Below are 26,080 nucleotides of genomic sequence, written 5' to 3' on the forward strand. Positions count from 1 at the left end.
CTATGGCATAGAGTCCTCCCGTGGAAGTCCCCGAATCCGAACCCCGCCTCGATCGAGCGATGATCGATCCTCGGCTCATCGATCCCGCCGCGGAGCTCGTGCGGCGCGACCACCTGGCGGACGGGGAGGTCGACGAGATCGTCGAGCTGATGGCGGCGCTGCGCGCGTGGCACGGCGCGGCCGAGCGCATGAGCGCGGCCTCCCGGCGGTACATGAACCTCAATCAGAACGACATGCGCGCCGTGCGCTTTCTCATTACGGTGGAGAACGCCGGGCAGGTGGCGACCGCCCGCGCAGTGGCCGACCATCTCGGGGTCAGCACCGCGGCCACGACGAAGATGCTCGATCGACTGGAGCGCGGCGGGCACATCATCCGGCGGCCGCATCCAGCCGACCGGCGATCGATCGTGCTGCAGGTCACCCCTGCGACGCGTCAGGCGGCCCGGGAGGGGGTCGGGCGTCTGCATGCGCGGCGCTTCGACGTCGCTGCCCGGATGTCGTCAGCCGACCGCCGCGTCGTCACCGGCTTCCTGCGTGATCTCGCCGCCACGGAGGGGGAGACCACGGGCGGCGAGGAGTAGCGCCCGGACGTCGCCGTCGCCGACATGTCCCGCGGCCCGACGCGGATCAGCGCTCAGCCGAGGAAGACCGGCAGCACCAGGCTGACCCCCATCACCACCAGCAGCGCGGCGATCACGGTGTCCAGGATCCGCCAGGCGCGCGGCGTGCGCAGCCATCGGCCGAGATGGCGCGCGCCGAAGCCGAGCGCGAAGAACCAGGTGACGCTCGCGATGATGGCGCCGGCCGCGAACAGCCACCGGCCATCGCCGTGCGTTGCGGCGATGGATCCGATGAGCAGCACCGTGTCGAGGTACACGTTGGGATTCAGCCAGGTGAAGGCGAGCGTCGCCAGGATCACGGGCGCGAGCGGGGCCGTGCGGGCCAGGGTGGTGGTGCCGCCGGATCCGTTCTCCGGAGATGCCGCGGAGGTGACGCGGGCATCCGAGGCGACAGCGGTGGCAGGCTCGGCGAGCAGTGCTTCGCCGCCGGCCCTCCACGCACGGCGGGCCGCCAGCACACCGTACACCACGAGCGAGATCGCCCCGGCCCAGCGCGCGACCACGATGAGCCAGGGCAGGGTCTTCACGAGGTAGCCGAGCCCTGCGGTGCCCGCCAGCACGAGGGCCGCATCGGAGGCCGCGCAGATCAGTACGACGGGCAGCACGTGCTCGCGGCGCAGTCCCTGGTGCAGCACGTACACGTTCTGTGCGCCGACGGCGATGATGAGCGAGAACATGAGACCGAGGCCGGAGAGCAGGATGAGCACGGATCGAGAGTATGGCCGGGATCCGATTCAGCACCAGTGAAGATTCCTTAAGTCAGATTAGAATCGCTCATGTGCAGGTGGACCCGGAATCCGCGCGGACGGTGGCCGCGGTGCTCGACGAGGGAAGCTTCGAGGCGGCAGCCCGTCGGCTGCTGCTGACGCCCTCGGCGGTGAGCCAGCGGATCAAGACCCTGGAGCAGCAGCTCGGCCGGATCCTGCTGGTGCGCAGCAAGCCCGTGAGAGCCACCGAGGCGGGGGAGGCCGTCGCCCGGTTCGGCCGTCAGATCGCTCTCCTCGAGCGCGATGCGATCGCCGGCTTCGGCCTGTCCGCGGAGGGGGAGGGCGCGCGCATCAGGATCCCGCTCGCGGTCAACGCCGACTCGATGGCGACCTGGTTCCTGGCCCCGCTCGCCCGGCTCGCCGAGCGCTACGACGTCGAGTTCGACCTGCATCGCGACGATCAGAACTTCACCGCACGGCTGCTCGAATCGGGCACCGTGATGGCGGCGGTGACGAGCGAGTCGGAGCCGGTCGGCGGGTGCAGGGCCGAGGCGCTCGGCGCGCTGCACTACGTGGCCGCGGCGTCTCCGGGCTTCGCTCGACGCTGGTTCCCTGACGGCGTGACCGCCGAGTCGCTCGCACACGCGCCGTTCGTCGACTTCGACCGGCGCGACCTGCTGCAGCAGGACTGGCTGCGTGAACGCGGTGTCGACCCGTGGCCGGTTCCACGGCACCATGTGCCGGCCTCTGCGGACTTCTCGGTCGCCGTGGAGCTCGGGCTGGGCTGGGCCCTGCTACCGGTCCCGCATGCGCAGGCGGGCCTCGCGGACGGGCGCCTGGTGCGGCTCGATGACGAGGAGTTCTCCTCGCCGCTGTTCTGGCAGCAGTGGAACCTGCGCTCCGAGCTTCTGGACGCGATCGCGGCGGAGATCCGCGCGGAAGCCGATCGCGTGCTGCGCTGACGGCGAGCTGCTCGCGGTTTCTCACGGATCCGTGGCGCAGCGTCGACGGCGCGCCCTAGGGTCGAGTCATGGCATCCGAGCGCATCAGGCTGACCGTACCCGGACCCGACGGCGACCGGACCCTGGACCTGTCCAGCCCGAATCGCGCGGTCTGGCCGGCTGCGGAGGGCGGCCCGATCACGAAGGGCGAGCTCGCCGACTATGTGCAGACGGTGTCGACGCCGTTCCTCACCTCGACCGGCAACAGGCCCGTCTCGCTCGAGCGGTACCGGGACGGCATCGACGGCGAGAGCTTCTTCTCGAAGAACCCGCCCAAGGGCACGCCCGACTTCGTGCAGAGCGTGATGTGCACGTACAACAGCGGACGCAAGCATCCGCAGATCGTGCTCACCGAGACCGCCGCGATCGTCTGGGCGGTGCAGATGAACACCGTCGTGTTCCATCCCTGGGCCTCGCTCGCGTCGGACACCGACAATCCGGTGGAGCTGCGCATCGACCTCGATCCGCAGCCGGGCACGGGCATCGCCGAAGCGATCCCCGCGGCGCATGAGCTGCGCGCCGTGCTCCGTGAGGCAGGACTGGAGGCGTTCATCAAGACCAGCGGCAACCGCGGGCTGCACGTCTTCTGCCCGATCGTGCCGGAATGGGAGTTCCTCACGGTGCGACACGCGGTGATCGCCGCGGGCCGCGAACTGGAGCGGCGGTTGCCCGATCGCGTCACCACGGCGTGGTGGAAGGAAGAGCGCGGGGAGCGCATCTTCGTCGACTTCAACCAGGCCAATCGCGACCGCACGATGGCCGGCGCCTACAGCCCGCGTGCGCTGCCGGCTGCGACGGTCTCGACGCCGATCGAGTGGGACGAGCTGGACGACGTGGATCCTACCCGGTTCACGGTCCGCACCGTGCCGCAGCGTCTTGCCGATCTCGGGGACCCCTGGGCGCGCATGCAGGAGAGCCCCGGACGCATCGACACGCTGCTGAGCTGGTGGGATCGCGACGTGGAGAACGGTCTCGGCGAGATGCCGTTCCCGCCGGAGTTCCCCAAGATGCCCGGGGAGCCCCCGCGCGTGCAGCCCTCGAAGAAGGTCGCCGCGAACTGGGACGAGAACGGCGAGCGCGTCGGGGAGTGAGCCCCGTCGTCAGTCGATGACGTCGGCGAGGTCGTAGCCGGCCACGGTCTCCAGCTGCTCATAGCTGCAGGAGCGCGCATCCCGGTCGTCGCGCCAGCGTTCGAACTGCACGGTGTGCCGGAACCGCCAGCCCTCCAGCTGGTCGTAGCGCACCTCGAGCACGCGCTCCGGACGCAGCCGCACGAACGAGGTGTCCTTCGCGCCGCTGAACCGCGAGCGCTCGCCGTCGCCCGTCAGGGCGGCGCCGGATTCGTCGCGCTCCACGAGGGGCGCGAGGTCCTCGACGAGCTGCTGGCGCATCGCGTCGCTCCACGCGGCGACGCCGCCGACCTGGCGCAGCACGCCGTCGTCGCCGTACAGACCCACGAGCAGGGATCCGACTCCGGATCCGCTCTTGTGGATCCGGTAGCCGAGCGCGACGACGTCGGCGGTGCGGGCGTGCTTGACCTTGATCAGGGTGCGCTTGTTGGGCGCGTAGGGCTGATCCAGCGGCTTGGCGACGATGCCGTCGAGGCCGGCGCCTTCGAACTCGGCGAGCCAGCGCCGGGCGGTGCCGGGATCCGTCGTCGTGCGGGTCAGGTGCAGGGGATGGGGCACTTCGGCGAACAGGCGCTCGAGCCGTGCGCGGCGCTCGCCGAACGGCAGGGCCTGCAGGTCGTCATCGCCCTCCGCGAGCAGGTCGAACGCGATGAACATCGCAGGGGTCTCCGCCGAGAGCTTCTGCACCCGTGAGGCGGCGGGGTGGATGCGCTGGCTCAGAGCCTCCCAGTCCAGGCGCTGCGATCCCGCAGGTCCGGTGGCGACCACGATCTCGCCATCGAGTAGGCACGGACCCGGCAGCAGCCGCGGGATCGCCTCGACGAGCTCCGGGAAGTAGCGGGTCAGCGGCTTCGCCCCGCGAGAGCCGATCTCGACGTTCTCGCCGTTCCACGACACGAGTCCGCGGAAGCCGTCCCACTTCGGCTCGTACAGCAGGCCGTCGGGGAACTTCGCCGGATCCGGCACAGCGGCGGCGGCCTTCGCGAGCATCGGTGCGGGGATCTCGTAGCGCATGGATCCCATCCTGCCGCCCGACGGCCCTCCATGGCCATCGTCAGCCCGCCGGCATGGATCCGAACAGGTCTCCCAGATCGACGCGCTCGCCGGCGTCGGCCAGCGCGGTGCGGGCGGCGTGCCAGCCCGCCATGAAGTTCACTCCGGGCCCTGGCGGTGTCGCGGCCGAGGCGAGGTAGACGCCCGGCATCGGCGTGCGCCACGGCGCGGGGGAGAGTACGGGGCGCACCACGGCCTGGCGCATCGTGAACGCGCCGCCGAAGATGTCGCCGCCGATCTCGGCCGGGTTGAGATGCGCGCGCTGGCGCGGAGTGACCGCGTGGGTGGCGAGGATGCGGTCGCGGAAGCCGGGGGCGTATCGCTCGATCTGCCGCACGACCAACTCGGTCGCGTCGACGTCGGAGTTCGCAGGGGCGTGGATGTAGGCCCACAGCACCTGCTTGCCGGCCGGGGCCCTGGTGTCGTCCAGTACCGAGTGCTGCGCGACGAGCGCGTACGGCCGCTCGGAGACGCGCCCCTGGGCGACGGCATTCTCGCTCGCCCACACCTGAGCGCGGGTTCCGCCGACGTGCACGGTCGGGGCGAGGGCGACCTCGGGATTGGCCCACGGCACCGGCCCGTCGAGGGCGAAGTCCACTTTCGCCGCCGCCGCGCCGTAGCGGTACGCGCGCACCGCCCTCGCGTAGTGCGGCGGCACGTCGCACAGCGTGAGGGCCAGCCGTGGCGACGTGTTCAGCAGCAGCAGATCGCCGCGGTGCGGATCCCCCCAGTCCAGTGCGGAGAGGTCGACCACGCGCGTGCCGGTGCGGATCGTGCCGCCGTGCGCACGCAGATCCTCGGCGAGCACGTCGGCGATCCGCTGCGCACCCCCGCGCGGATACGCCCAGCCGCCGGCGTGCGCCTGGGCCATGAGCAGCAGGCCCGCCGCGGCGCCGCTCAGCGCCGGCAGAGCGGTGTTGGCGTGTGCGACCACGCCGGCCACGAGCGCCGCCGCCTCCGGGGTGCGGAAGGTGCGCGTCGCCATTGCGGAGCCCTGCTCGAGCGCGCGCAGCCCGTAGCGCACCGCGGTGACCGGGTCGCGGGGCAACCGCAGCAGCGAGCCGCCGGTGAAGTCCAGCACACCCTCGATGTGCGAGCTCAGCGGACGCAGCATTGCGCGCCAGGCGCGGGCGTCGGGGCCGAGCCCATCGGCCGTGCGCTCCAGGTCGTGCCAGCCGATCCCCGCCCGCCCGCCGTCGAGGGGATGCGCATATGCCGCTTCGGGAATGATCCAGTCGATCCGGTCGCGGCCGAAGGCGCGCAGGAACGGGGAGGAGTATGCGGCGGGATGCACCGCCGAGCAGACGTCGTGCACGAAGCCGGGCAGGGTGACCTCGGCGCTGCGCACCCCGCCGCCGATCGTCGCGCCGGCCTCGACCACCTCGACGACGTAGCCGGCCCGGGCGAGCGAGACGGCCGCGGCGAGCCCGTTCGGCCCGCTTCCGATGACGGTGGCGCGGGGCATGCCGCCAGTCTTTCACGCACGCAGGTCGCGCAGAGCAGAACGTGGGATGCTTGGAGCAATATGAATGAAGTCCAGGGTCCCACCCCTACTGGCACCTCCCGTCCTTACAAGTCCCTCGCGGACGCCCTGCGCGCGCACCGCATGTACTCCGCGAACTACGACTTCATCCGTGCGATCGTGGAAGCGGTCGGCATCAGCAGCCTCATCGATCGCGGCCGCTACATCGAGGCGATCCGCCTCGGCGAGGGCGCGGCCCTGCACATCGGGCGCACCTACACCAACGGCTTCGCCGAGGGCGAGCAGGTCGTCGTGGCCGGACGTGTGCTTCCCCTCGCTCCGAGCGAGGGCAGGGCGCCGTACTTCTACGTCACCCACCCCAGCGAGCTGCTCGGTGGACCGGCCGGCGTCTCGCGCCCGGCGCGCTCCGCGGGCACCCGCACCCCGGCGAAGCCGAAGCCGGAGCCGCGCGCCCCGAAGGCGACTGCGCGCGAAGATCGCGACTACGGCATCTGCGACGTCTGCTTCATGGTGAAGACGCCTTCCGGAGGCTGCGGCTGCGACTGAGTCGCAGCGCGGGCCGTGCGTCTGGGACGAGCGGCCCGCTCGTCAGGCGAAAGCGCTCACCCCGGTGATGTCGCGGCCGATCAGCAGGGCCTGCACGCTCTCGGTGCCCTCATAGGTGTGGATCGCTTCGATGTCGGCCATGTGCTGCATGACGCCGTTCTCGAGCAGGATCCCATTGCCGCCGAGCAGATCGCGCGCCGTCGACGCGATACGTCGTGCGGCACGGGTGTTGTGGAACTTCGCCAGGGACGCCTGCGTGGGGCGGAGCGTGCCGGCCTCGTCCATGTCCGCCATGCGGCGGCAGTACAGCTGCATCGAGGTGAGCTCCTCAAGCATGTGCGTGAGCCGCTCCTGGACCATCTGGAACTTCGCGAGCGGCTTGCCGAACTGCACCCGGGTCTTCGCGTAAGCGAGGGCGGCCTCGTAGCAGGCGGTGGCGTGCCCGAGCGCCGACCAGGCGACGCCGGAACGCGTGGCGTACAGCACGATCGAGGCGTCCTTGAAGCTGCGCGTGCCGGGCAGCACCGCGTCCAGCGGCACGCGCACGTCGTCCAGGCGGATGTGCGCCTGGTGGATGCCGCGCAGCGACACCTTGCCCGTGATGACCGAGCCGAGGTATCCGGGGCGCTCCTGCTCGACGACGAAGCACCGCACGGATCCGTGCTCGGCCGCGCCCTCGTCGTCGATGCGCGCCCAGACGAAGGTGATGCCGCCGGAGGCGCCGTTGCCGATCCATTTCTTCGCGCCGCGCAGGACCCACGCGTCGCCGTCGCGCCGCGCGACGGTCTCGAGCGAGACGGAATCGGATCCGTGATCGGGCTCGGTGAGCGCGAAGGATCCGAGCACGGATCCGTCGGCGAGCGGGACGAGCCAGCGGTCCTGCTGCTCGGGGCTGCCGAACAGGGCGAGCGTGCGCAGGGCGAGCCCGCCCTGCACGGCGAGGACGGTGCCGAGGGAGCCGTCGCCGCGGGAGATCTCCATGTTCACGAGCCCCGCCGCGAGAGGGCTCATGCGAGTGAGGGCGGGGTGGACGATGCCGTCCACGACGAGGTCCATCTCGCCCATGCGGCGCGCGACGGCGAGCGGGTACTCGGCACGATCCCACGCGTCCTGCATCTGCGAGCCGACCTCGTCGACGTAGGCCTGCGCCCGCTCCCAGTGCGCACGGTCGGCGGAGGGGATGTCGGAGAAGACCTCGTAGTAGTCGGTGCCGCAGCGTCCGGTCACGTCGTAGGAGGTGACGGCTTCGCCGGGGAAGAGGGCGTCGTTGCTCATGGGGTCTCCATCCGGGGAGTGAGACTCAGTCTCAAGATTCATGAGACAGCGTACCGTCTATCGACTGCTTTCGCGCACGCCGACGGCGCCCCGCTGCGGCGGGCGGGAGGTGGGCCGACTGCGGGTCAGCCCAGCTCGTCGCGCAGGCGACGGGTGATCTCCGCCATGGGCATCGAGCGTGGGAACACGGCGACGACCACCGAGTCCTCGCCAGGATCCGCCGCGGCGTCGGGATGCACGCCGTAGCGGCGCAGCACGTCGTCGAGTGCGCGACGCAGAGCTGCGGCCGAGGTACGGGATCCGCGCAGCAGCCGGCGCAGCACGTGGTTGTGCACGGCCGTCACGAGCGCGGCGAACCCGACCGCGTCGAGCGGATCCAGATCCGGCATCGAGCGGCGCAGGTACTCGTCGAACAGGCGCTCGTAACGGAACACCGTCACGATCTCGCGGTCGCGCAGCGTGGGAACGTCGCGGACCACCTGGTAGCGCAGCCGTGCCATCTCCGGGTCGGCGGCGAAGGCGCGGAACACCATCAGCGACCCATCGCACACCGCCGTCCAGGGGTTGGCGTGCGGGCGCTCGAGGTAGCGGCGCAAGCCGTCGAGGAGCTCCTCATGATCGGCGAAGACGACGTCGTCCTTGCCCCCGAACTGCCGGAAGAAGGTGGAGCGGGAGATGCCTGCGGCCTTGGCGATCTGTTCGACCGAGGTCGAATCGAAGCCCTGGGCAGAGAACAGCTCGAGCGCAGCGCGCACCACGGCGGTGCGAGCGGGGGACACGTCGGCGTGCTCGGTCATAGAAGGAGAGCCTAGTTGTCAGGATCCTGCGCCGGGAATGCTGAGTCATCGGACGTCGCGGGGGCCCGACCGATGGCTGGGTGCGCGGTCAAGAAGCGCGATTCCGCGGTAGTAGGCTGGCCTATCGGGTCGACTCACATCGACACCCGACAGAATTCCTGTCGCGTCCCATTCGTCGCAACCAGCGAAGGACTGCACGTGGACCTCTACGAGTACCAGGCACGAGACCTTTTCGAGAAGTACGGGGTGCCGGTTCTCGCCGGCATCGTCGCCGACACCCCTGAGGAGGTGAAGGCAGCAGCGGAGAAGCTCGGTGGCGTGGTCGTCGTCAAGGCGCAGGTCAAGACCGGTGGCCGCGGCAAGGCAGGTGGCGTCAAGGTCGCCAAGAACCCCGACGAGGCGTACGAGGCCGCCAAGGCGATCCTGGGTCTGGACATCAAGGGCCACGTCGTCAAGCGCGTCATGGTCGCCGCCGGCGCCCGCATCGCCCGCGAGTTCTACTTCTCGGTGCTGCTGGACCGCTCCAATCGCTCCTACCTGAGCCTCGCCTCGGTCGAGGGCGGCATGGAGATCGAGCAGCTCGCGGTCGAGAAGCCCGAGGCTCTCGCCCGCGTCGAGGTCAACCCGCTCGAGGGCATCACCCTCGACAAGGCCCTCGAGATCGCCAAGGCCGGGAACTTCGAGCCGGGCCTGGCCGAGAAGGTCGCCGACGTCTTCGTGAAGCTGTTCGAGGTCTACAAGGGCGAGGACGCGACCCTGGTCGAGGTCAACCCCCTCGTGCAGACCGAGGAGGGCGACATCATCGCCCTCGACGGCAAGGTCACCCTCGACGACAACGCCAGCGAGGTGCGCCACCCCGAGCACGAGGAGCTCGCCGACAAGGCGACCGAGAACCCGCTCGAGGCCAAGGCCAAGGAGTCGGGCTTGAACTACGTCAAGCTCGACGGCCAGGTCGGCATCATCGGCAACGGCGCGGGCCTGGTCATGTCGACCCTCGACGTGGTGGCCTACGCCGGCGAGAACCACGGCGGCGTGAAGCCGGCGAACTTCCTGGACATCGGCGGCGGCGCGAACGCGCAGGTCATGGCCAGCGGTCTGGACGTCATCCTGAACGACGAGCAGGTCAAGAGCGTGTTCGTGAACGTCTTCGGCGGCATCACCAGCTGCGTGGCCGTGGCAGAGGGCATCGTCAAGGCGCTCGAGATCCTCGGCGACGCGGCCACCAAGCCGCTTGTCGTGCGCCTCGACGGCAACCAGGTCGAAGAGGGGCGTGCGATCCTCGCCGCCGCCAACCACCCGCTCGTCACGCTCGCCGCCACCATGGACGAGGGCGCGGACAAGGCCGCCGAGCTGGCGAACGCCTGATCCGGCTTCCGAGACAAGGACAACGAACATGTCGATCTACCTCAACAAGGACTCCAAGGTCATCGTCCAGGGCATCACGGGCGGCGAGGGCACCAAGCACACCGCCCTCATGCTGAAGGCAGGCACGAACGTCGTCGGCGGCGTGAACGCGCGCAAGGCCGGCACCACGGTCTCGCACACCGACAAGGACGGCAACGCCGTGGAGCTGCCGGTGTTCGCCTCCGTCGCCGAGGCCATCGAGAAGACCGGTGCCAACGTGTCGGTCGCCTTCGTGCCGCCGGCGTTCACGAAGGACGCGATGGTCGAGGCCATCGACAGCGAGATCCCGCTGCTCGTGGTCATCACCGAGGGCGTGCCGGTCGGCGACTCCGCCGAGGCGTGGGCGTACGCGACCGAGAAGGGCAACAAGACCCGCATCATCGGTCCGAACTGCCCCGGCATCATCACTCCGGGCGAGGCGCTCGCGGGCATCACCCCGGCGAACATCACCGGCAAGGGCCCGATCGGTCTCGTCTCGAAGTCGGGCACGCTGACCTACCAGATGATGTTCGAGCTGCGCGACCTGGGCTTCTCCACCGCGATCGGCATCGGCGGCGACCCGGTCATCGGCACCACGCACATCGACGCGCTCGCCGCGTTCGAGGCCGACCCCGAGACCAAGGCGATCGTGATGATCGGCGAGATCGGCGGCGACGCCGAGGAGCGCGCGGCCGAGTTCATCAAGGCCAACGTCACCAAGCCCGTGGTCGGCTATGTCGCAGGCTTCACCGCGCCCGAGGGCAAGACCATGGGCCACGCCGGCGCCATCGTCTCCGGCTCGGCGGGCACGGCGCAGGCGAAGAAGGAGGCCCTCGAGGCCGCCGGAGTCAAGGTCGGCAAGACGCCGTCCGAGACCGCCGCGCTGCTCCGCGAGGTCTACGCCGCGCTGTAAGCATCACGACGAGGGGCTCCGGGCGATCTGCTCGGGGCCCCTCGTCGATTCCCGTCGCTCCGCCGGGTTCAGACCGGATCCGCGAACGCGCGCCGGTGCGCGCCCGGGGTGGTGCCGAAGCGCGCCCGGAAGTGATGGCGCAGGGTCACCGCACCGCCGAAGCCCGTGCGCGTCGCGACGGCCTCGATCGGCAGACCGGACGTCTCGAGCAGTCGCCGCGCCTCGTCCAGGCGGCGCTGCAGCAGCCAGTCGCCGGGGCTGGTGCCCGTGCGGTCGCGGAAGCGCCGGGTGAACGTGCGCCGGGAGAGGTGCACGGAGCCGGCCCAGGCGTCGATAGGCGGGGGTTCGGCGATCCGTCCCAGAGCCCAGGTGATGGCCCGGTCGATCTCGTCCCCCTCGGGGTCGGCGGCGAGGGGGCGGGACAGGAACTGGGCCTGCGAACCCTCCCGGTGCGGGGCCATCACGAGTGAGCGTGCGAGGTCGGCGGCGACGGCGCTGCCGAGCTCGGTGCGGACGATGTGCAGGCAGCAGTCCAGCGCCGCCGCCACCCCGGCCGAGGTGACCACGTCGCCGAGGTCGGTCCACAGCGCCTCGCAGCGCACGGTGAGCTCGGGATGCCGGGCGGCGAGCTGAGGCCCCGCCGACCAGTGCGTGGACACCTCCCTGCCGTCGGCGATGCCGCTCGCGGCGACGACGAACGTCCCGAGGCACAGGCCCAGGATCCGCGCACCGCGGGCGTGCGCTTTGCGGACGGCGTCGAGCAGCGCGGCACTGGGCGCGACCTCCGGATCCCAGCTCGGAATCACGACGAGGTCGGCGGACGCGAACGCCTCGAGCCCCTCCGTCACGACGAGGTCCAGCCCCGCGGCGGTGCGCACCGGACCGGGCGTCTCCGCGACGGTCACCGTGCGATAGGCGGCCTCGACCGAACGCACTCCGACGCCGCCGAAGACCATCAGCGGCACGGACAGATGGAACGGGCTGATCCCGGGGAAGGCGAGGACGGCGGCGCGGCGCATGGCCCGATCTTATCGAAGAGTGTCGTCAGGGCCACTCCCGCGGCCGAACGGACGTCGCCACGATGGATCCATGACCGAGAACTCCGTGACCCTGACCCTGGTCGGTGGGCCGACCGCGATCATCGAATACGCCGGCTTGCGCCTGCTGACCGATCCGACTTTCGACGCACCGCGCAGCTACGACGGCGGCATCGCCCTGCACAAGCTGAGCGGGCCCGCGCTCGGGGCTGATGCGGTGGGTGCGATCGACGCCGTGCTGCTCTCGCACGATCAGCACCCCGACAACCTCGACGAGGCCGGGCGGACCTTCCTGCCGCGCGCGGGCGCCGTGCTCTCCACCCCGGAGGCGGCCGGCCGCATCGACGGCGTGACGGGGCTCTCCGCGTGGCAGACTCATCGCTTCGGCGATGTCGAGGTGACCGCGGTGCCGGCGCTGCATGGACCGGAGGGCGCCGAGGCGCTGTCCGGCACCGTGACCGGTTTCGTGCTGCGTGCGCCGGAGCGACCGGTCGTCTACGTTTCGGGCGACAACGCCTCGGTCGAACTCGTCGCAGACATCGCGGCGAGGATCGGACGGATCGACATCGCCGTGCTCTTCGCCGGAGCGGCCAACGTCGGGCGGTTCGGCGACGCCGACCTCACCCTCAACGCGCGCACCGCGGTCGCCGCCGCGCGCGAGCTGGGCGACGCCGTCATCGTGCCCATGCACGCCGAGGGCTGGCACCACTTCTCCGAGACCCGCGAGCGCCTGGTGCGCGAGTTCGGCTACGCAGGGCTGGCCGATCGCCTGCGCGTGCCGGAGGCCGGGGTGCCGCTCGTGCTCTGACGGCGTGGCGGTGGTCCGACGGCGCGGCGGCGCGAGACCGTCCAACCACATCGAGACCCCCTCTCAGGATCGAGGCCCCCTCCCAGGAGCGTTCCCGGAAGGGGGCCTCGACGCCGCGAGGGGGCCTCGAGCGGATCTGCGGATCCGGCGGGTCCGGCGGGTCCAGAGGGTCCGGTCAGGCGCCGAGCAGCGCCTCGATCGGCCCGCGGGCGAAGAACAGCACGAATCCGACACCGACCACCCACAGCAGCGGGTGGATCGTCTTGATCCGGCCGGTGAGCGCGTTGACGACGATCCAGCTGACGAAACCGGCGCCGATGCCGTTGGCGATCGAGTAGGTCATCGGCATGACCGTGACCGTGAGGAACACCGGCAGCAGCACGCGGAAGTCGCCGAGGTCGATGTTCTTGATCTGTGAGAGCATCATGGCGCCGACGAGCACGAGCGCGGCCGCGGCGACAGCGCTGGGCACGAGGGCGGTGAGCGGCGTGAAGAACATCGCGAGCAGGAACAGCGCGCCCGTGATCGTCGTCGCAAGGCCTGTGCGCGCACCTTCGCCGATGCCCGCGCCGGATTCGACGAACACCGTCGCGGACGAGGAGGACGTGCCGCCGCCGACGATCGCGCCGACGCCCTCGACGACCAGGGCCGCCTTGATGCGGGGGAAGTCGCCCTTCTCGTCGGCCAGGTCGGCCTCCTTCGCCAGGCCGGTCATCGTGCCCATCGCATCGAAGAAGTTCGAGAACAGCAGGGTGAAGACGAACATGACCAGGGCGACGCCGCCGACCTTGGCGAGGTCGAAGCCGAAGTCGACCCGGCCGATCAGGCTCAGGTCGGGGATGCTCACGATGCTGCCCGTGAAGCCGAAGTCCTGGCCGAACGGCCAGATGAGGTTCACGATCGCGGCGAGCACGGTGCCGCCCACGAGCGCGATGAGGATGGCCCCTTTGACGCGCAGGGCGATGAGCGCCCCTCCGATCAGGAGGGTGAGGACGAACAGCAGCGTGGGGATCGAAGCCACGGATCCGCCGACGCCGAGGTCGACCGGGGGAGAGGCCTGCTTCGTCGAGGTCACGAAACCGGCGTTCACGAACCCGATGAAGGCGATGAAGAGGCCGATGCCGACCGTGATGGCGAGCTTGAGCTGCACGGGCACGGCGTCGAAGATCAGCTTGCGCAGGCCGGTCGCGGCGAGCAGGACGATGATGACGCCGTTGATCATGACGAGGGCCATGGCCTCGGGCCAGGTGATCGATTTGACCACCGTGAACGCGAGGAAGGCGTTGATGCCGAGCCCGGCCGCGAATGCGAACGGCAGGCGGGCGATCAGTCCGAACAGGATCGTCATGACGCCGGCGGTCAGCGCCGTGGCGGCCGCGACGGCTGCGCCGGGCAGCGTATGGCCCGCGACATCGGCGGTGGACAGGATGATCGGATTGAGGATCACGATGTAGGCCATCGTCACGAACGTGACAATGCCTCCGCGGATCTCGGTGCCGAGGGTGGATCCGCGCTTGGTGATCTCGAAGAAGCGGTCGACGGCGTTCTTCGGCTCGGTTGCGGTCGGGTCGGACACGGGCGGGGGGACTGTTGTCATGGGAGACCTCCGCGGAAGACCGTATCGCGTCGCGGATGCGGTCCGTGCGCCGGGCGGACGATCTCGGCCGCGGCGGCCATTCACGGCAGGCGTTCGACGCTCCGTTTCCGCGCGCCCGTCGGGGCCGCCGAGGCGGAGCACGTAGGCTCGAAACCGTCATGCAACGCCTCCTCATCGTGCTCCTGGCGGCGGTCGATGCGATCGTCGCCGCGGCCATCGGCCTCGCCGTGCTGCTCGCTCCGCTCACGGTGATCTGGGCGATCGCATTCGGTGCGAGCGCCGACTGGGGAGCGCTCTGGCCGACTGCCGCGACGCTCTGGCAGTTCGGGCACGGCGTGCCCCTCGCGGTCGCACTGCCTGATGCGCTGGTGCGGGCGGTCGGGCTGGATCCGTCCGCGGCGTCCTTCGCCCTCTCGGTGCCTCCGCTTCTCTTCCTCGGGTTCACCGCGATCTTCGCAGCGCGCTCGGGGCGCCGAGCAGCGCTCGCCGGATCCTGGCTCACCGGCGTGGCGAGCGGCACGGCGGTCTTCGCCGTGGTCTCTGCGTTCGCGGCGCTGACGGGCGGGCTCGGGGTGCTGAAGGCGCCGCTGTGGCTCGCGATCCTGTTCCCGCCGCTGGTGTTCCTGTGCGGCGCTCTCGCCGGGGCGGTCGCCACGGCGTGGGGCGAGGGCGACGGCGGCCTCGTCGACCGTCTGCAGGACGCGCTGGACCGCTGGCCCGACTGGGCGCACGTCCCCGGTGACATCGTGCGCGGCGCCGCGGCGGCCGTGGCCGGCGTGGTCGGTGCGGCGGGGCTCGCCGTCGCCGTCACGGCGCTGTTCCGCGGCGGTCAGATCGTGGCGCTGTTCGAATCACTGCGTGCCGACCCGCTCGGCGTGGTCGTGATCGGGCTCGCTCAGCTGGCCTACCTGCCGACGCTCGTGGCATGGGCCGTGGCATGGATCGCCGGCCCCGGCTTCGCGATCGGTGCCGGAACCGCGGTCTCACCCGCGGGCACCGTACTGGGCGTGGTGCCCGGTGTGCCCGTGCTGGGCCTCGTGCCCGACTCGTCCTCGCCGTGGCTCCTCATCGTCGTGCTCGTGCCGGTGGCCGCGGGTGCTTTCGCGGGGTGGCTGATCCGCTCGCGGCAGGTGTCGGCGGGGGCGGAGGCCGGGATCGGCTCCCGCCTGGCGACCGCGGTCGGGATCGCCGTGCTCGCGGGCGGCTTCGGCGCGCTGCTGGCGGCGCTGTCCTCCGGATCCCTCGGCCCCGGCCGGCTGGCGGTCGCGGGACCGGATCCGGGTCCGGTCGCGCTCGCCCTCGGGCTGGAGGTGCTGGTCGGTGCCGCGATCCTGCTGCTCGCACCCCGTCGGCACGGCGATGTCGACGCCGCGTGGATCGACGACGATCGGGTCTGAACGGCGGGTGCGTCTCGGGGACGGCGCCCTCTTGGCTCCCGGCTAGACTGTCTGGGTGCTGACGGTCGCCGTTCTCATCTCGGGCACCGGCTCGAATCTTCGTGCCCTCCTCGACGCGGCCGCCGACCCCGGATTTCCGGCTCGCATCATCGTTATCGGCGCCGATCGGGAGGCCGACGGTCTCGCCCACGCCGAGGCGTACGGGATCCCCTCCTTCGTCGTGCCCTGGGAGGCATTCGACAGCCGCGAAGCGTGGGGCGCCGAGCTCGATGCCCAGCTCAAGGTCTGGCGACCGGACCTCATCGTGCTCAGCGGGCTCATGCGGCTGCTGCCGCGCGACGTCGTCGCGGCCTGGTCTCCGAACATCATCAACACGCACCCGGCATTCCTGCCCGAGTTCCCCGGAGCGCACGGCGTGCGCGACGCGCTCGCGGCCGGGGTGAGCGAGAGCGGGGCCAGCGTGATCGTGGTCGACGACGGCGTCGACAGCGGGCCGATCCTGGCGCAGGAGCGCGTACCGGTGCACGAGGGCGACACCGAGTCCGCCCTGCATGAGCGCATCAAGCCCGTCGAGCGGCGCCTGCTGATCGACACCGTCCGCCGTATCGCCGAAGGATCCCTGGATCTCGGCGCCCGCCCCCACGATCTCGGATCCTCATCGGCCCAGGCCGCTGACGAGAACTGACGCCTACCCGGAAGGAACCCCGATGGCCGGTCCCGCCCACGACCCGTCCCTCTACCGCCCCCGTGACGCTGTGCGCATCCGTCGCGCACTGGTCTCGGTCAGCGACAAGACCGGCCTGGTGCCGCTCGCGCAGGCTCTCGCGGCAAGCGGTATCGAGATCGTCTCGACCGGATCCACGGCCCAGACCATTCGTGATGCGGGCCTGGAGGTCACCGACGTCGCGACCGTGACGGGCGTCGCCGAGATGCTCGACGGCCGTGTGAAGACGCTGCACCCGTCCATCCACGGCGCGGTGCTCGCGGATCTCCGCCTGGAGGACCACGAGCGCCAGCTGGCCGAACTGGGGATCAGCCCGTTCGAGCTCGTCGTGGTGAACCTGTACCCGTTCGTGCAGACCGTGGCCTCTGGCGCGGTCGGCGACGACGTGGTCGAGCAGATCGACATCGGCGGCCCCGCCATGGTGCGCGCCGCGGCGAAGAACCACGCCAACGTCGCCATCGTGGTCTCGCCCGAGTCCTACCCCTCGCTCATCCGCTCGATCGACGAGGGCGGCACGACGCTCGTGCAGCGCCGCGAGCTGGCTGCACGAGCGTTCGCGCACACGGCGGCCTACGACACCGCCGTCGCGCAGTGGTTCTCGGACGGCACGCTGTCGAGCGATGGCGAACTGCCCGAGCAGCTCACGATCTCGGCCTCCCGCCTCGCAACGCTGCGCTACGGCGAGAACTCGCACCAGCGCGCCGCGATCTACACGCGCGCCGGCGGGCACGGCATCGCCCAGGCGACGCAGCTGCAAGGCAAGGAGATGTCGTACAACAACTACGTCGACGCCGACGCCGCCCTGCGTGCGGCCTATGACATGGTGCACCCGGCGGTCGCGATCATCAAGCACGCCAACCCCTGCGGGATCGCGACGACGGCACCCAACGCTCTGGATCCGATCGCGAGCGCGCACCTGCGCGCCCACGAATGCGACCCCGTCTCGGCCTACGGCGGCGTGATCGCGGCCAACGGCACTGTGACGCTGAAGATGGCGGAGAACCTCAAGGACATCTTCACCGAGGTCATCGTCGCCCCGGCCTTCGAGCCGGCGGCGCTCGAGGTGTTCAAGGCGAAGAAGAACCTGCGTCTGCTGCAGCTGCCGGACGACTGGCAGCAGGAGCGCATGGACGTGCGCCTCGTCTCGGGCGGCCTGCTGCTGCAGGATGCGGACCGGTTCCCCGACGACATCCAGTCCGTCGCGAACGGCTGGGAGCTGGTCTCCGGCGAGCGCCCCGATGAGCTCGAGATGGAGAACCTCATCTTCGCGTGGAAGGCGTGCCGCGCCGTGAAGTCCAACGCGATCGTGCTGTCGAAGGGCAACGCCACGGTCGGCGTCGGCATGGGCCAGGTCAACCGCGTCGACTCGTGCCGTCTCGCGGTCGAGCGTGCGGGCGACCGTGCGGCCGGATCCGTCGCCGCCTCCGATGCGTTCTTCCCGTTCGCCGACGGCGCGCAGGTGCTCATCGACGCAGGCGTCACCGCGATCGTGCAGCCGGGCGGATCCGTGCGCGATGAGGAGGTCGTGGCCGCTGCCCGCAAGGCCGGCGTCGCGATGTTCTTCACGGGGGAGCGCCACTTCTTCCACTGAGTCCGAGCGGTCCTGCGAGGCCGACAGGCTCCTACTGTCATGTCCGATTTCCGCGAGCCTGCGGGATTCGGACGTGTCAGAGTGGAGGCATGAGCTTCCCCGGTATGACCTTCGACGAGCGGTATCGCGCGATCGATGCGCGCGACACCCGCTTCGACGGGCAGTTCGTCACGGCCGTGCGCTCGACCGGTATCTATTGCCGTCCGAGCTGCCCGGCCCGCACGCCTAAACCCGAGAACGTCACGTTCTTCCCGACCAGCGCCGCCGCGCATGAGGCCGGCTACCGCGCCTGCAAGCGCTGCCTGCCGGAGGCCGCCCCTGGCTCACCCGAGTGGAACCTGCGCGGCGATGTCGCGGCCCGGGCCATGCGCCTCATCGCGGATGGGGTCGTCGAGCGGGAGGGCGTGCCGGGGCTCGCCGCGCGGCTCGGCTACTCCTCGCGCCACCTCACCCGGCTGCTCGCCGGGGAGCTCGGTGCGGGTCCGCTCGCCCTCGCCCGCGCCCACCGTGCGCACACCGCCCGGATGCTCCTGGTCGGCACCGACCTGCCGATCGCCGACGTCGCATTCTCCGCAGGGTTCGCGAGCGTGCGCCAGTTCAACGACACCGTGCGCGAAGTCTTCGGCCTGGCGCCGGGGGAGTTGCGCGCCCGGCGCCCTTCGACAGGCTCTGGGCCCGGACGAGATGCGACGGCTGCGGCGACCGCGGTGCCCGGTGAGATCGACCTGCTGCTGCCGTACCGCAGGCCGTTCGACGCGGAGGGCCTGTTCGCGTGGATGCGTGCACGGGCACTCCCCGGGGTCGAGGAGGTGGGCGAGCGCCGTTTCTCCCGCCACCTGCGATTGGACGGCGGGCCGGGCTGGTTCGAGCTGAGTCTCGATGACGCCGACCGGCTGCACCTGCGCGCCCGGCTGGCGCAGCTCGCCGACCTCGCGCCCGTGGTCGCCCGCGCCCGTCGCCTCTTCGACTTGGACGCGGATCCGCTGGCGGTCGATGCCGCCCTGTCCGCGCATGAGCGGCTCGCCCCGTTGGTGGCGCGCGTCCCGGGCATCAGGGTGCCAGGGGCCGCGGATCCGCATGAGATGCTCATCCGCGCCATGATCGGGCAGCAGATCACGGTCGCCGCCGCGCGCACCGCGCTGACACTGCTCGCCCAGGAGCTGGGAGAGCGGGTCGGATCCGCCGATGACGCGCAGGGGGAGGGGATCCTGTTCCCCACCATGGCCGCGATCGCCGAGCACGGGCACGAGGTGCTGTGCGGGCCGGCGGCGCGGATCAGGGCGGTCACCGGAGCCGCCGCCGCCCTCGCCGACGGCTCGCTGTGGCTGACGCTCGGCGATGACGGCGAGGCGCAGCGCGCCGCGCTGCTGGCGATGCCCGGGATCGGGCCGTGGACGGCCGACTACGTGCGGATGCGTGTACTCGGCGATCCCGACGTGTTCCTGCCCGGCGACGTCGCGGCCCGCGCGGGAGCGGGTGCAGCTGGCCTGCCCTCGGAGGCGGGGCCCCTGGACGCGTGGGCCGCTCGCACGGCGCCCTGGCGCAGCTACCTCACCGCGCACCTCTGGCGCGCGGTCCCGCCGAAGGCTGTCAAGAACGCCAGGAACGCCACGACGGCTGCGACCGGCGCCGGCGCATCGAGCGCCGTCGACGCCGTCCGCTCCGACACCACCAAGACCACTCAGACCATCTCGATCACGGAAGGCTCGAAATGACTGCCATCATCCAGACCATCGACACCCCCGACGGCCCGTTCACGATTCTCGCCGACGAGCAGGACCGCGTGCTCGCGTCCGGCTGGACCGCCGATCACGAGGCGATCCTGCACCGCCTCGCGGAGAAGAACCGGCCCGCGGACGTCGTCGAGGGCCCGACTGCGGCGGCCGACGCGGTCGCCGCGTACTACGCCGGCGACGTCACCGCCATCGACGCCGTCGAAGTGCACCAGTTCGGCACCGACATGCAGAGCGCGGGCTGGGAGGCGCTGCGTCGGATCACCCCCGGGGAACCGCTCACCTACACCGAGTTCGCCGTCGCCCTGGGCAAGCCGGGCGCCGTGCGCCCCGCCGCCTCGATCTGCGCGCGCAACGCGCCCGCCCTGTTCGTGCCCTGCCACCGTGTGCTGCGCACCGACGGCACCCTCGGCGGCTTCGCCTGGGGCGAAGACGTCAAGCGCCGCCTGCTGGATCGGGAGGCGGCGCACGCGATCGTGGCGTGAGCGGATCCGTATCCTGGGCCCACTCCTCCTGTCCTCCGCGCCCCCTCCTGCTATCCGCGCCCCTCGTGCCGGCGAACGCAGGAGAGGGCGCGGAGGCGCAGAGGGGGCTCGCCGTACCGACGGGAGCCAACCGGATCCGGCGGATCGGGAATGGATGCAGCACGCCGGATGCTGCCCTCAGTACCGGAGAGCCGTGCGAGGGCGACGGCCCGGGACGGGTCCACGGTGACCGTGAGATCGGTTTCGGGAAAACGCTTGCGTTCAGGCGGTTCACAAACATAGGCTGGACGGCTGTCGCGTCAACCGACCGGCGGCCGTCGAACCGAGGAGGACACCATGCCCACGATCACCACTGCATCGTCGATCAGCGCTGTCGCCGGTTCGCCCCTCGCCCCGGCCGAGGACTGACTCGGAGCCACCCGCTCACGGCGGAACCTCTGCGTCTTCTCGGACGTCCGGCGGCTCAGGGCCGCTGAACCGCTCCGACCCCCTCAGGCCCCACCGGCCGCTCATCGCACGGATGTCTCGCATCCGCTCCTTCTCGTCCCCTGTCGTCCCTCCTGTCACGTAACTGCTGAGAATCATGTCTGAAGAATCCACGTCGTCCTCATCCGCTTCCACACTCTCCACGCCCCGCGCGCTCGCGCGCCTGGCGCCCTTCGTGAAGCCCGTCGCCTGGCGCCTCGTCGGGGGCGGGGCGTCCGCTCTGGCCGCTGCCGTGATCGCGCTGTGCGTGCCGCTGCTGCTGCAGGTCGTGCTCGAAGGCCCCATCGCCACCGGCGAGATCGGCGCCATCATCTGGGGTGCGGTCGCCGTCACGGTGCTCGCCCTCGGCGAGGCGATCATGGTGTGGCTGCGTCGCCAGTTCGTGCTGAACCCCGCCACGCAGGTGGAGTACCGCATGCGTACGCAGCTGTACTCGAACCTGCAGCGCCTGCCCGTCGCCTTCCACGACCGCTGGCAGTCGGGCCAGCTGCTCAGCCGGATGATGCAGGACATCGGCCTCATCCGCCGCTGGCTCGCCTTCGGCCTGGTGCTGCTCGTCGTCAACCTGCTCACGATCGTCATCGGCGCGGCCCTGCTGTTCCGCTGGCACTGGCTGCTCGGCACGATCTTCCTGATCACCGCCGTGCCGCTGTGGATCTCGGGCTTCCTGTTCGAGAAGCGCTACGGCGTGCTCACCCGGCGCAGCCAGGATCAGGCCGGCGACCTCGCCACGAGCGTCGAGGAGAGCGTGCACGGCATCCGCGTGCTCAAGGCGTTCGGCCGCGGCAAGCACGCGCTCGTGAAGTTCGCGCGCCAGGCCGAGTCGCTCCGCGAGACCGAGCTGAGCAAGGCGCGCTCGGTGGGCTGGATCTGGTTCTGGCTCGTGCTGATGCCCGAGATCGCGTTCGCGCTCAACCTCGTGGCCGGCATCTGGCTGATCGCCCAGGGCGCCCTGAACGCGCCGGAGCTGTTCGCCTACTTCGCGATGGCGACCGTGCTGCGCTGGCCGATCGAGTCGATCGGCTTCCTGTTCTCGTTCATGCTCGACGCGCGCACGGCCACCGATCGCGTGTTCGAGATCTACGACGAGCAGAACACGATCACGGATCCGGAGAGCCCGGTGAGCATCGCCGAGCCCCGGGGCGAGCTCGCGTTCGAGGGCGCCCGCTTCCGCTACCAGGACGCCCGCCCGCACGAACGCGACCTGCTCGACGGCATCGACCTGGTGCTGCGCCCGGGCGAGACGATGGCCCTGGTCGGCATCACCGGATCCGGCAAGACGACGCTCACGACCCTCCCGACGCGTCTGTACGACGTGACCGGCGGGCGGGTGACGCTCGACGGCGTGGACGTGCGCGACCTGACGCTGGCCGAGCTGCGCACGCACATCGCGATGGCGTTCGAGGACGCGACGCTGTTCTCGGCCACCGTGCGCGAGAACGTGCTGCTCGGCCGGGCGGACCTCGACATCCACAGCCCTGAGGCCGAGCGCGTGCTCCGGGAAGCGCTCGATGTGGCGCAGGCCGCCTTCGTCGACACGCTCCCCGAGGGCGTCGAGACGATGATCGGCGAGGAGGGGCTGAGCCTGTCCGGCGGACAGCGTCAGCGCCTCGCACTCGCCCGTGCCGTCGCGGCCAAGCCCAAGGTGCTCGTGCTGGACGATCCGCTCTCCGCGCTCGACGTCGACACCGAGGCGCTCGTCGAGGAGGCGCTGCGCCACGTGCTCGCCGAGACGACGGCGCTCATCGTCGCGCACCGCCCCTCGACCGTCGCCCTCGCCGATCGCGTCGCGCTGCTGCAGAACGGCAGGGTGACGGCCGTGGGCGCGCACTCGGAGCTGCTGCGCACGAGCGCGCATTACCGGCATGTGATCTCGAGCCTCGAGGCCGAGGAGGCCGCGCGCACGGGGGCGATCCCCGTGATCCGGGAGGCGGTCCCGGGGGTTGCGCCCGCCGCCGAGGCGCTCGACGAGATCGCCCCCGATACCCACGCCCAGAACGAGGAGGTGCAGGCATGAGCGTCATCGGAACTCAGGACGAGGACCGCTCCGACCTCACGCACGAGGAGAGCCGCGCGATCCGCCGCCGCTCGCTGCGGCTGTTCGGATCCCTGATCGCGCCGCTGAAGGTGCAGATCACGCTCACCGCGCTGGTGCTGGTGGTCTCGACGGCTGCCCAGGTCGCGGGCCCCGCGCTGATCGCGTACGGGCTCAACACGGCGCTGCCGGCGGTGCTGAAGCACGCGGACTGGGTGCCGACCATCGTGGTCGGCATCGCCTTCCTCGTGATCGGCGCACTCGGATCCGCCCTGATCGGCTGGTACGCGGTGCTCACCGCCCGTATCACGCAGGCGGTGCTGCTCGATCTGCGCAAGCGCATGTTCCTGCACACGCAGCGGCTGAGCCTCGAGTTCCACGAGAGCTACACCTCGGGCCGGATCATCTCGCGTCAGACGAGCGACCTGGACTCCATCCGGGAGCTGCTCGACGGCGGTCTGAACCAGCTCGTGTCCGGGCTGCTCTACGGCCTGTTCACGTTCATCGCGCTCGTCCTCGTGGACTGGGAGTCGGGCGTGGTGCTGGTGCTCGCCGGCATCCCGCTGGTGTACCTGATGCGCTGGTTCTACCAGCGCTCGCAGCTCGTGTACCGCGAGTCGCGCGTGATCAGCGCGAAGGTCATCGTGCAGTTCGTGGAGACGATGACCGGCATCCGCGCCGTGAAGGCGTTCCGCAAGGAGCCCCGCAACGACGTGTCGTTCCAGGAGGTCGCCGGCGACTACCGCGATGTGAACCGCCGTTCGATGCTGCTGTTCGGCACGTTCGAGCCGGGACTCATGGCGGTCGCGGCGCTCACCCTCGGCGTGGTCGTGGTGTGGGGCGGCGTGCGGATGGCGAGCGGCGAGATCCAGGTCGGCATCCTGCTGGCTGCGGTGCTGTACGTGCGCAACTTCTTCGCGCCCATGCAGGAGATCGCGATGTTCCTGAACTCCTTCCAGTCCGCCACGGCGGCGCTGGAGAAGGTGTCGGGAGTGCTCGACGAGGTGCCGACCGTTCCGGACCCGGTCAAGGCCGTCGACCTCTGGGAGTCGAAGGGGCACGTGCGCTTCGACGACGTCGAGTTCGGCTACGCCCAGGACCGGGTGATCCTGCCCGACTTCTCCCTGGACATCCCGGCGGGGCAGACGATCGCGCTGGTCGGCACGACCGGTGCGGGAAAGTCGACCCTGGCGAAGCTCGTGTCGCGCTTCTACGACCCGACCGCGGGCGCGGTGACCCTCGACGGTGTGGATCTGCGTGATCTGCATCCGAAGGACCTGCGTCGGGCGATCGTCATGGTCACGCAGGAGGCCTACCTGTTCAGCGGCACGGTCGCCGACAACATCGCGCTCGGCAAGCCCGACGCGACGATGGAGGAGATCCGGGCCGCCGCGCGGGCCGTGGGCGCCGATGCGTTCATCGACTCGCTTCCCGACGGGTACGAGACCGACGTGAACAAGCGCGGCGGCCGCGTCTCGGCGGGTCAGCGTCAGCTCATCTCGTTCGCGCGGGCCTTCCTGGCCGATCCAGCCGTGCTGATCCTCGACGAGGCGACCGCCTCGCTGGACATCCCGTCGGAGCGGCTGATCCAGGACGCGCTGCAGACGCTGCTCGCCGACCGCACCGCGATCATCATCGCGCACCGCCTGTCGACGGTCGCGATCGCCGATCGAGTGCTGGTCATGGAGCACGGCCGGATCATCGAGGACGACGCCCCGGATGTCCTCATCGCCGGCACGGGCAAGTTCGCGCAGTTGCATGCCGCGTGGCAGCAGACGCTGGTGTAGTCGCTCGAGCGCCGCGACTCTGCAGGACGTCTGCGTCTCTGCAGGACGGATCCGGATGGATTCTCCTGCAGAGACGCAGTCGTCCTTCTTCGTTGTCTGCTGATCGGAGTGCATGGTCGGAGCAATTCGATTCACGCGTGGAACGGGGCGAGATGCGCGCCGCGGGCGATCGCTGCAATGAGGATCCGCTCGACGTTGTGCCAGTCGTACAAGATCTGCGCGTAGGAGAAGCGGAGCACGGTGTAGCCGCGCAGGCGCAGCTCGGCGTCGTGCGCGATGTCGCGTGTGCGGTCCGCCGATGACGAGTGGTACGCCCAGCCATCGACCTGGACCACGAGGTGCGTCCCGATGACGAAGTCCACATCGTGGCCGGCGAGGTGTACTTGGAAGCGCAGGCGTACGCCCCAACCGCTCAGCCGCACGTGGAAGATCGTCTCGAGCGAAGACCCTGTGTCCCCGCGAACGTGCTCGAGGACGCGACGCGCGGCTGAGCTGCGCCAGCCCACCTGTCTCAGCGATTCCAGCGTCATGGCCTCCCTGCGGATCGCCGACTCCCAGATGGCCGTCGCGTGGTCGAGGTCGAAGCACTCCGCGGCGTGGGCGAGTGCGTCTTCGAAGGACGCTTCCAATGATCGAGGCCGGCGGGGGCCGAGTGGCTTCGTCCAGTGGGCCCGCAACCCGACATCCCGGATCGATTCATGTGCGGGAAGGTGCAGATGCAGCATCTCCTCGGTGTCGGGCGGCACCCACCATCCCCGTCGTCGTGCAAGGGACACGCACGTGACCGCGCCTCCGGCCTCGGCCGCTCGCACCAGATCCACCGGAGCCGAGGGGATGGCGATCCACCGGGCGCGGATGCGCTGCACTCCGCCCGCGCGGATGGCGGCTCGCACGCGGGGAGGGGCGAATCCCGCGGCCGCGGCATCGTCACGGTGCCCGATGCCATCACGATGAGAGAGCCAGGTGAGCAGGTCCATGCCGACAGCCTGCAATGCGGCTTCAGTGCGGGAGAGCCGGTCTGCGGAACCGGGGTGGAGATCGCGTCCGCACGCAGTTGTGGAGGATGAGCTCCCACTCGGCAGACGGAACGAGATCCGCCGCACGTTTTGCAGGACGCCCGCAACTCTGCAGGATGGATCCGGAGGATCTGACCTGTGGAAATGCAAATGCCCTGCGGAGTTGCGAACGCCGCGTTCCCGAGCGGAGAGCTCGGGGCGGCCGGATCCGGGGGTGCCGTGCGCGGATCGCGGATCTGTAGGCTCGAGGCGTGGATCCGTTCTGGGCCTTCGCCGCGGAGTTCTGGTGGACCGCACCGGTCGTCGCCGGGGCGGGGGCGGTGAGCGTGCTCGGTGCACGCCGCGGGGCCGCCGGGGGACGCCGGCTGGGCTACGACGCCGCGCGCCTCGACCTGCAGGCCGCGCAGCGGGTCGCGACGGAAGCGCGCCTCCGGGTGCGGGTCGCGCGGGCCGAGCTCGCGGGCCTCGTCGCGGGG

Annotated in this window: 22 protein-coding genes and 1 pseudogene; 15 read left to right on the forward strand and 8 right to left on the reverse strand. The window is 70.7% G+C overall.

The window, feature by feature from the left end; translation table 11 throughout:
• Nucleotides 1–20: 20 nt before the first annotated feature.
• Nucleotides 21–581, forward strand: a complete 561-nt coding sequence (locus tag AB4078_RS11095; protein WP_441977184.1) for a MarR family winged helix-turn-helix transcriptional regulator — start codon at nt 21–23, stop codon at nt 579–581.
• Between the two features lie 53 nt (nt 582–634).
• Here the strand turns inward: AB4078_RS11095 and AB4078_RS11100 are convergent, their stop codons facing one another.
• Nucleotides 635–1,327, reverse strand: coding sequence for a LysE/ArgO family amino acid transporter (locus AB4078_RS11100; protein ID WP_441977185.1), 693 nt, complete (start codon nt 1,325–1,327; stop codon nt 635–637).
• 77 nt (nt 1,328–1,404) lie between these two features.
• Here AB4078_RS11100 and AB4078_RS11105 point away from each other — a divergent pair, with 77 nt between their 5' ends.
• Both AB4078_RS11105 and ligD read left to right on the forward strand, forming a co-directional pair.
• On the forward strand, nt 1,405–2,289 hold the full coding sequence (locus tag AB4078_RS11105) for a LysR family transcriptional regulator ArgP (protein WP_441977186.1): 885 nt from the start codon (nt 1,405–1,407) through the stop codon (nt 2,287–2,289).
• A 68-nt stretch (nt 2,290–2,357) separates the two neighbouring features.
• Nucleotides 2,358–3,419 carry a non-homologous end-joining DNA ligase gene (gene ligD / locus AB4078_RS11110; protein ID WP_441977187.1) on the forward strand — a complete coding sequence of 354 codons (1,062 nt, stop codon included), beginning with the start codon at nt 2,358–2,360 and terminating at the stop codon, nt 3,417–3,419.
• 9 nt (nt 3,420–3,428) lie between these two features.
• On the opposite strand, the gene AB4078_RS11115 is transcribed toward ligD, so the two are convergent.
• Together AB4078_RS11115 and AB4078_RS11120 are read right to left on the reverse strand one after the other, a co-directional pair.
• Nucleotides 3,429–4,472, reverse strand: a complete 1,044-nt coding sequence (locus tag AB4078_RS11115; protein WP_441977188.1) for an ATP-dependent DNA ligase — start codon at nt 4,470–4,472, stop codon at nt 3,429–3,431.
• A gap of 40 nt (nt 4,473–4,512) precedes the next feature.
• The gene (locus tag AB4078_RS11120) at nt 4,513–5,976 is read right to left on the reverse strand and encodes a phytoene desaturase family protein (RefSeq protein ID WP_441977189.1); all 1,464 of its coding nucleotides are present in this window, start codon (nt 5,974–5,976) and stop codon (nt 4,513–4,515) included.
• Between the two features lie 60 nt (nt 5,977–6,036).
• Between AB4078_RS11120 and AB4078_RS11125 the strand changes: the two genes are divergently transcribed.
• Nucleotides 6,037–6,540: a hypothetical protein gene (locus AB4078_RS11125; RefSeq protein WP_441977190.1), complete on the forward strand. Its 504-nt coding sequence runs from the start codon at nt 6,037–6,039 to the stop codon at nt 6,538–6,540.
• 42 nt (nt 6,541–6,582) lie between these two features.
• On the opposite strand, the gene AB4078_RS11130 is transcribed toward AB4078_RS11125, so the two are convergent.
• Nucleotides 6,583–7,815 carry an acyl-CoA dehydrogenase family protein gene (locus tag AB4078_RS11130; RefSeq protein ID WP_441977191.1) on the reverse strand — a complete coding sequence of 411 codons (1,233 nt, stop codon included), beginning with the start codon at nt 7,813–7,815 and terminating at the stop codon, nt 6,583–6,585.
• 125 nt (nt 7,816–7,940) lie between these two features.
• On the reverse strand, nt 7,941–8,612 hold the full coding sequence (locus AB4078_RS11135; RefSeq protein WP_440733516.1) for a TetR/AcrR family transcriptional regulator: 672 nt from the start codon (nt 8,610–8,612) through the stop codon (nt 7,941–7,943).
• A 198-nt stretch (nt 8,613–8,810) separates the two neighbouring features.
• Here AB4078_RS11135 and sucC point away from each other — a divergent pair, with 198 nt between their 5' ends.
• On the forward strand, nt 8,811–9,977 hold the full coding sequence (gene sucC / locus AB4078_RS11140) for an ADP-forming succinate--CoA ligase subunit beta (protein WP_440733515.1): 1,167 nt from the start codon (nt 8,811–8,813) through the stop codon (nt 9,975–9,977).
• A gap of 28 nt (nt 9,978–10,005) precedes the next feature.
• Nucleotides 10,006–10,908 (forward strand): succinate--CoA ligase subunit alpha, encoded by a 903-nt coding sequence (gene sucD / locus AB4078_RS11145; protein ID WP_440733514.1) that lies wholly within the window; start codon nt 10,006–10,008, stop codon nt 10,906–10,908.
• A 68-nt stretch (nt 10,909–10,976) separates the two neighbouring features.
• Here sucD and AB4078_RS11150 read toward each other — a convergent pair whose 3' ends face one another.
• Nucleotides 10,977–11,927 carry a GlxA family transcriptional regulator gene (locus AB4078_RS11150; RefSeq protein ID WP_440733513.1) on the reverse strand — a complete coding sequence of 317 codons (951 nt, stop codon included), beginning with the start codon at nt 11,925–11,927 and terminating at the stop codon, nt 10,977–10,979.
• Between the two features lie 70 nt (nt 11,928–11,997).
• Between AB4078_RS11150 and AB4078_RS11155 the strand changes: the two genes are divergently transcribed.
• Nucleotides 11,998–12,753, forward strand: coding sequence for an MBL fold metallo-hydrolase (locus tag AB4078_RS11155; protein ID WP_441977192.1), 756 nt, complete (start codon nt 11,998–12,000; stop codon nt 12,751–12,753).
• A gap of 175 nt (nt 12,754–12,928) precedes the next feature.
• Here the strand turns inward: AB4078_RS11155 and AB4078_RS11160 are convergent, their stop codons facing one another.
• A complete protein-coding gene (locus AB4078_RS11160) occupies nt 12,929–14,350 on the reverse strand; it encodes an NCS2 family permease (protein WP_441977193.1) in 1,422 nt (473 codons plus the stop codon).
• A 158-nt stretch (nt 14,351–14,508) separates the two neighbouring features.
• On the opposite strand from AB4078_RS11160, the gene AB4078_RS11165 reads away from it, so the two are divergent.
• The 7 genes from AB4078_RS11165 (at nt 14,509) to AB4078_RS11195 (ending at nt 24,588) form a co-directional block, all read left to right on the forward strand.
• On the forward strand, nt 14,509–15,747 hold the full coding sequence (locus AB4078_RS11165) for a cell division protein PerM (RefSeq protein ID WP_441977194.1): 1,239 nt from the start codon (nt 14,509–14,511) through the stop codon (nt 15,745–15,747).
• A gap of 55 nt (nt 15,748–15,802) precedes the next feature.
• The gene (purN, locus tag AB4078_RS11170) at nt 15,803–16,432 is read left to right on the forward strand and encodes a phosphoribosylglycinamide formyltransferase (protein ID WP_441977195.1); all 630 of its coding nucleotides are present in this window, start codon (nt 15,803–15,805) and stop codon (nt 16,430–16,432) included.
• Nucleotides 16,433–16,454: 22 nt separating this feature from the next.
• Nucleotides 16,455–18,062: a bifunctional phosphoribosylaminoimidazolecarboxamide formyltransferase/IMP cyclohydrolase gene (purH, locus tag AB4078_RS11175; protein ID WP_441977196.1), complete on the forward strand. Its 1,608-nt coding sequence runs from the start codon at nt 16,455–16,457 to the stop codon at nt 18,060–18,062.
• An 89-nt stretch (nt 18,063–18,151) separates the two neighbouring features.
• A complete protein-coding gene (locus AB4078_RS11180; RefSeq protein ID WP_441977197.1) occupies nt 18,152–19,777 on the forward strand; it encodes a DNA-3-methyladenine glycosylase 2 family protein in 1,626 nt (541 codons plus the stop codon).
• A complete protein-coding gene (locus AB4078_RS11185) occupies nt 19,774–20,280 on the forward strand; it encodes a methylated-DNA--[protein]-cysteine S-methyltransferase (protein WP_440733506.1) in 507 nt (168 codons plus the stop codon). Before AB4078_RS11180 ends, AB4078_RS11185 begins: the two co-directional genes overlap by 4 nt.
• Nucleotides 20,281–20,863: 583 nt before the next feature.
• Nucleotides 20,864–22,783 (forward strand): ABC transporter ATP-binding protein, encoded by a 1,920-nt coding sequence (locus tag AB4078_RS11190; protein WP_440733505.1) that lies wholly within the window; start codon nt 20,864–20,866, stop codon nt 22,781–22,783.
• The gene (locus tag AB4078_RS11195; protein ID WP_441977198.1) at nt 22,780–24,588 is read left to right on the forward strand and encodes an ABC transporter ATP-binding protein; all 1,809 of its coding nucleotides are present in this window, start codon (nt 22,780–22,782) and stop codon (nt 24,586–24,588) included. The genes AB4078_RS11190 and AB4078_RS11195 overlap by 4 nt, the downstream gene beginning before the upstream one ends.
• Nucleotides 24,589–24,719: 131 nt before the next feature.
• On the opposite strand, the gene AB4078_RS11200 is transcribed toward AB4078_RS11195, so the two are convergent.
• Nucleotides 24,720–25,565: an endonuclease domain-containing protein gene (locus AB4078_RS11200; protein WP_441977199.1), complete on the reverse strand. Its 846-nt coding sequence runs from the start codon at nt 25,563–25,565 to the stop codon at nt 24,720–24,722.
• A 290-nt stretch (nt 25,566–25,855) separates the two neighbouring features.
• Between AB4078_RS11200 and AB4078_RS11205 the strand changes: the two are divergent.
• Nucleotides 25,856–26,080: pseudogene (locus AB4078_RS11205) on the forward strand (hypothetical protein); the annotation flags it as partial.

Source organism: Microbacterium sp. 2MCAF23, from assembly GCF_052115565.1.
In the GTDB taxonomy this organism is placed as follows: domain Bacteria; phylum Actinomycetota; class Actinomycetes; order Actinomycetales; family Microbacteriaceae; genus Microbacterium.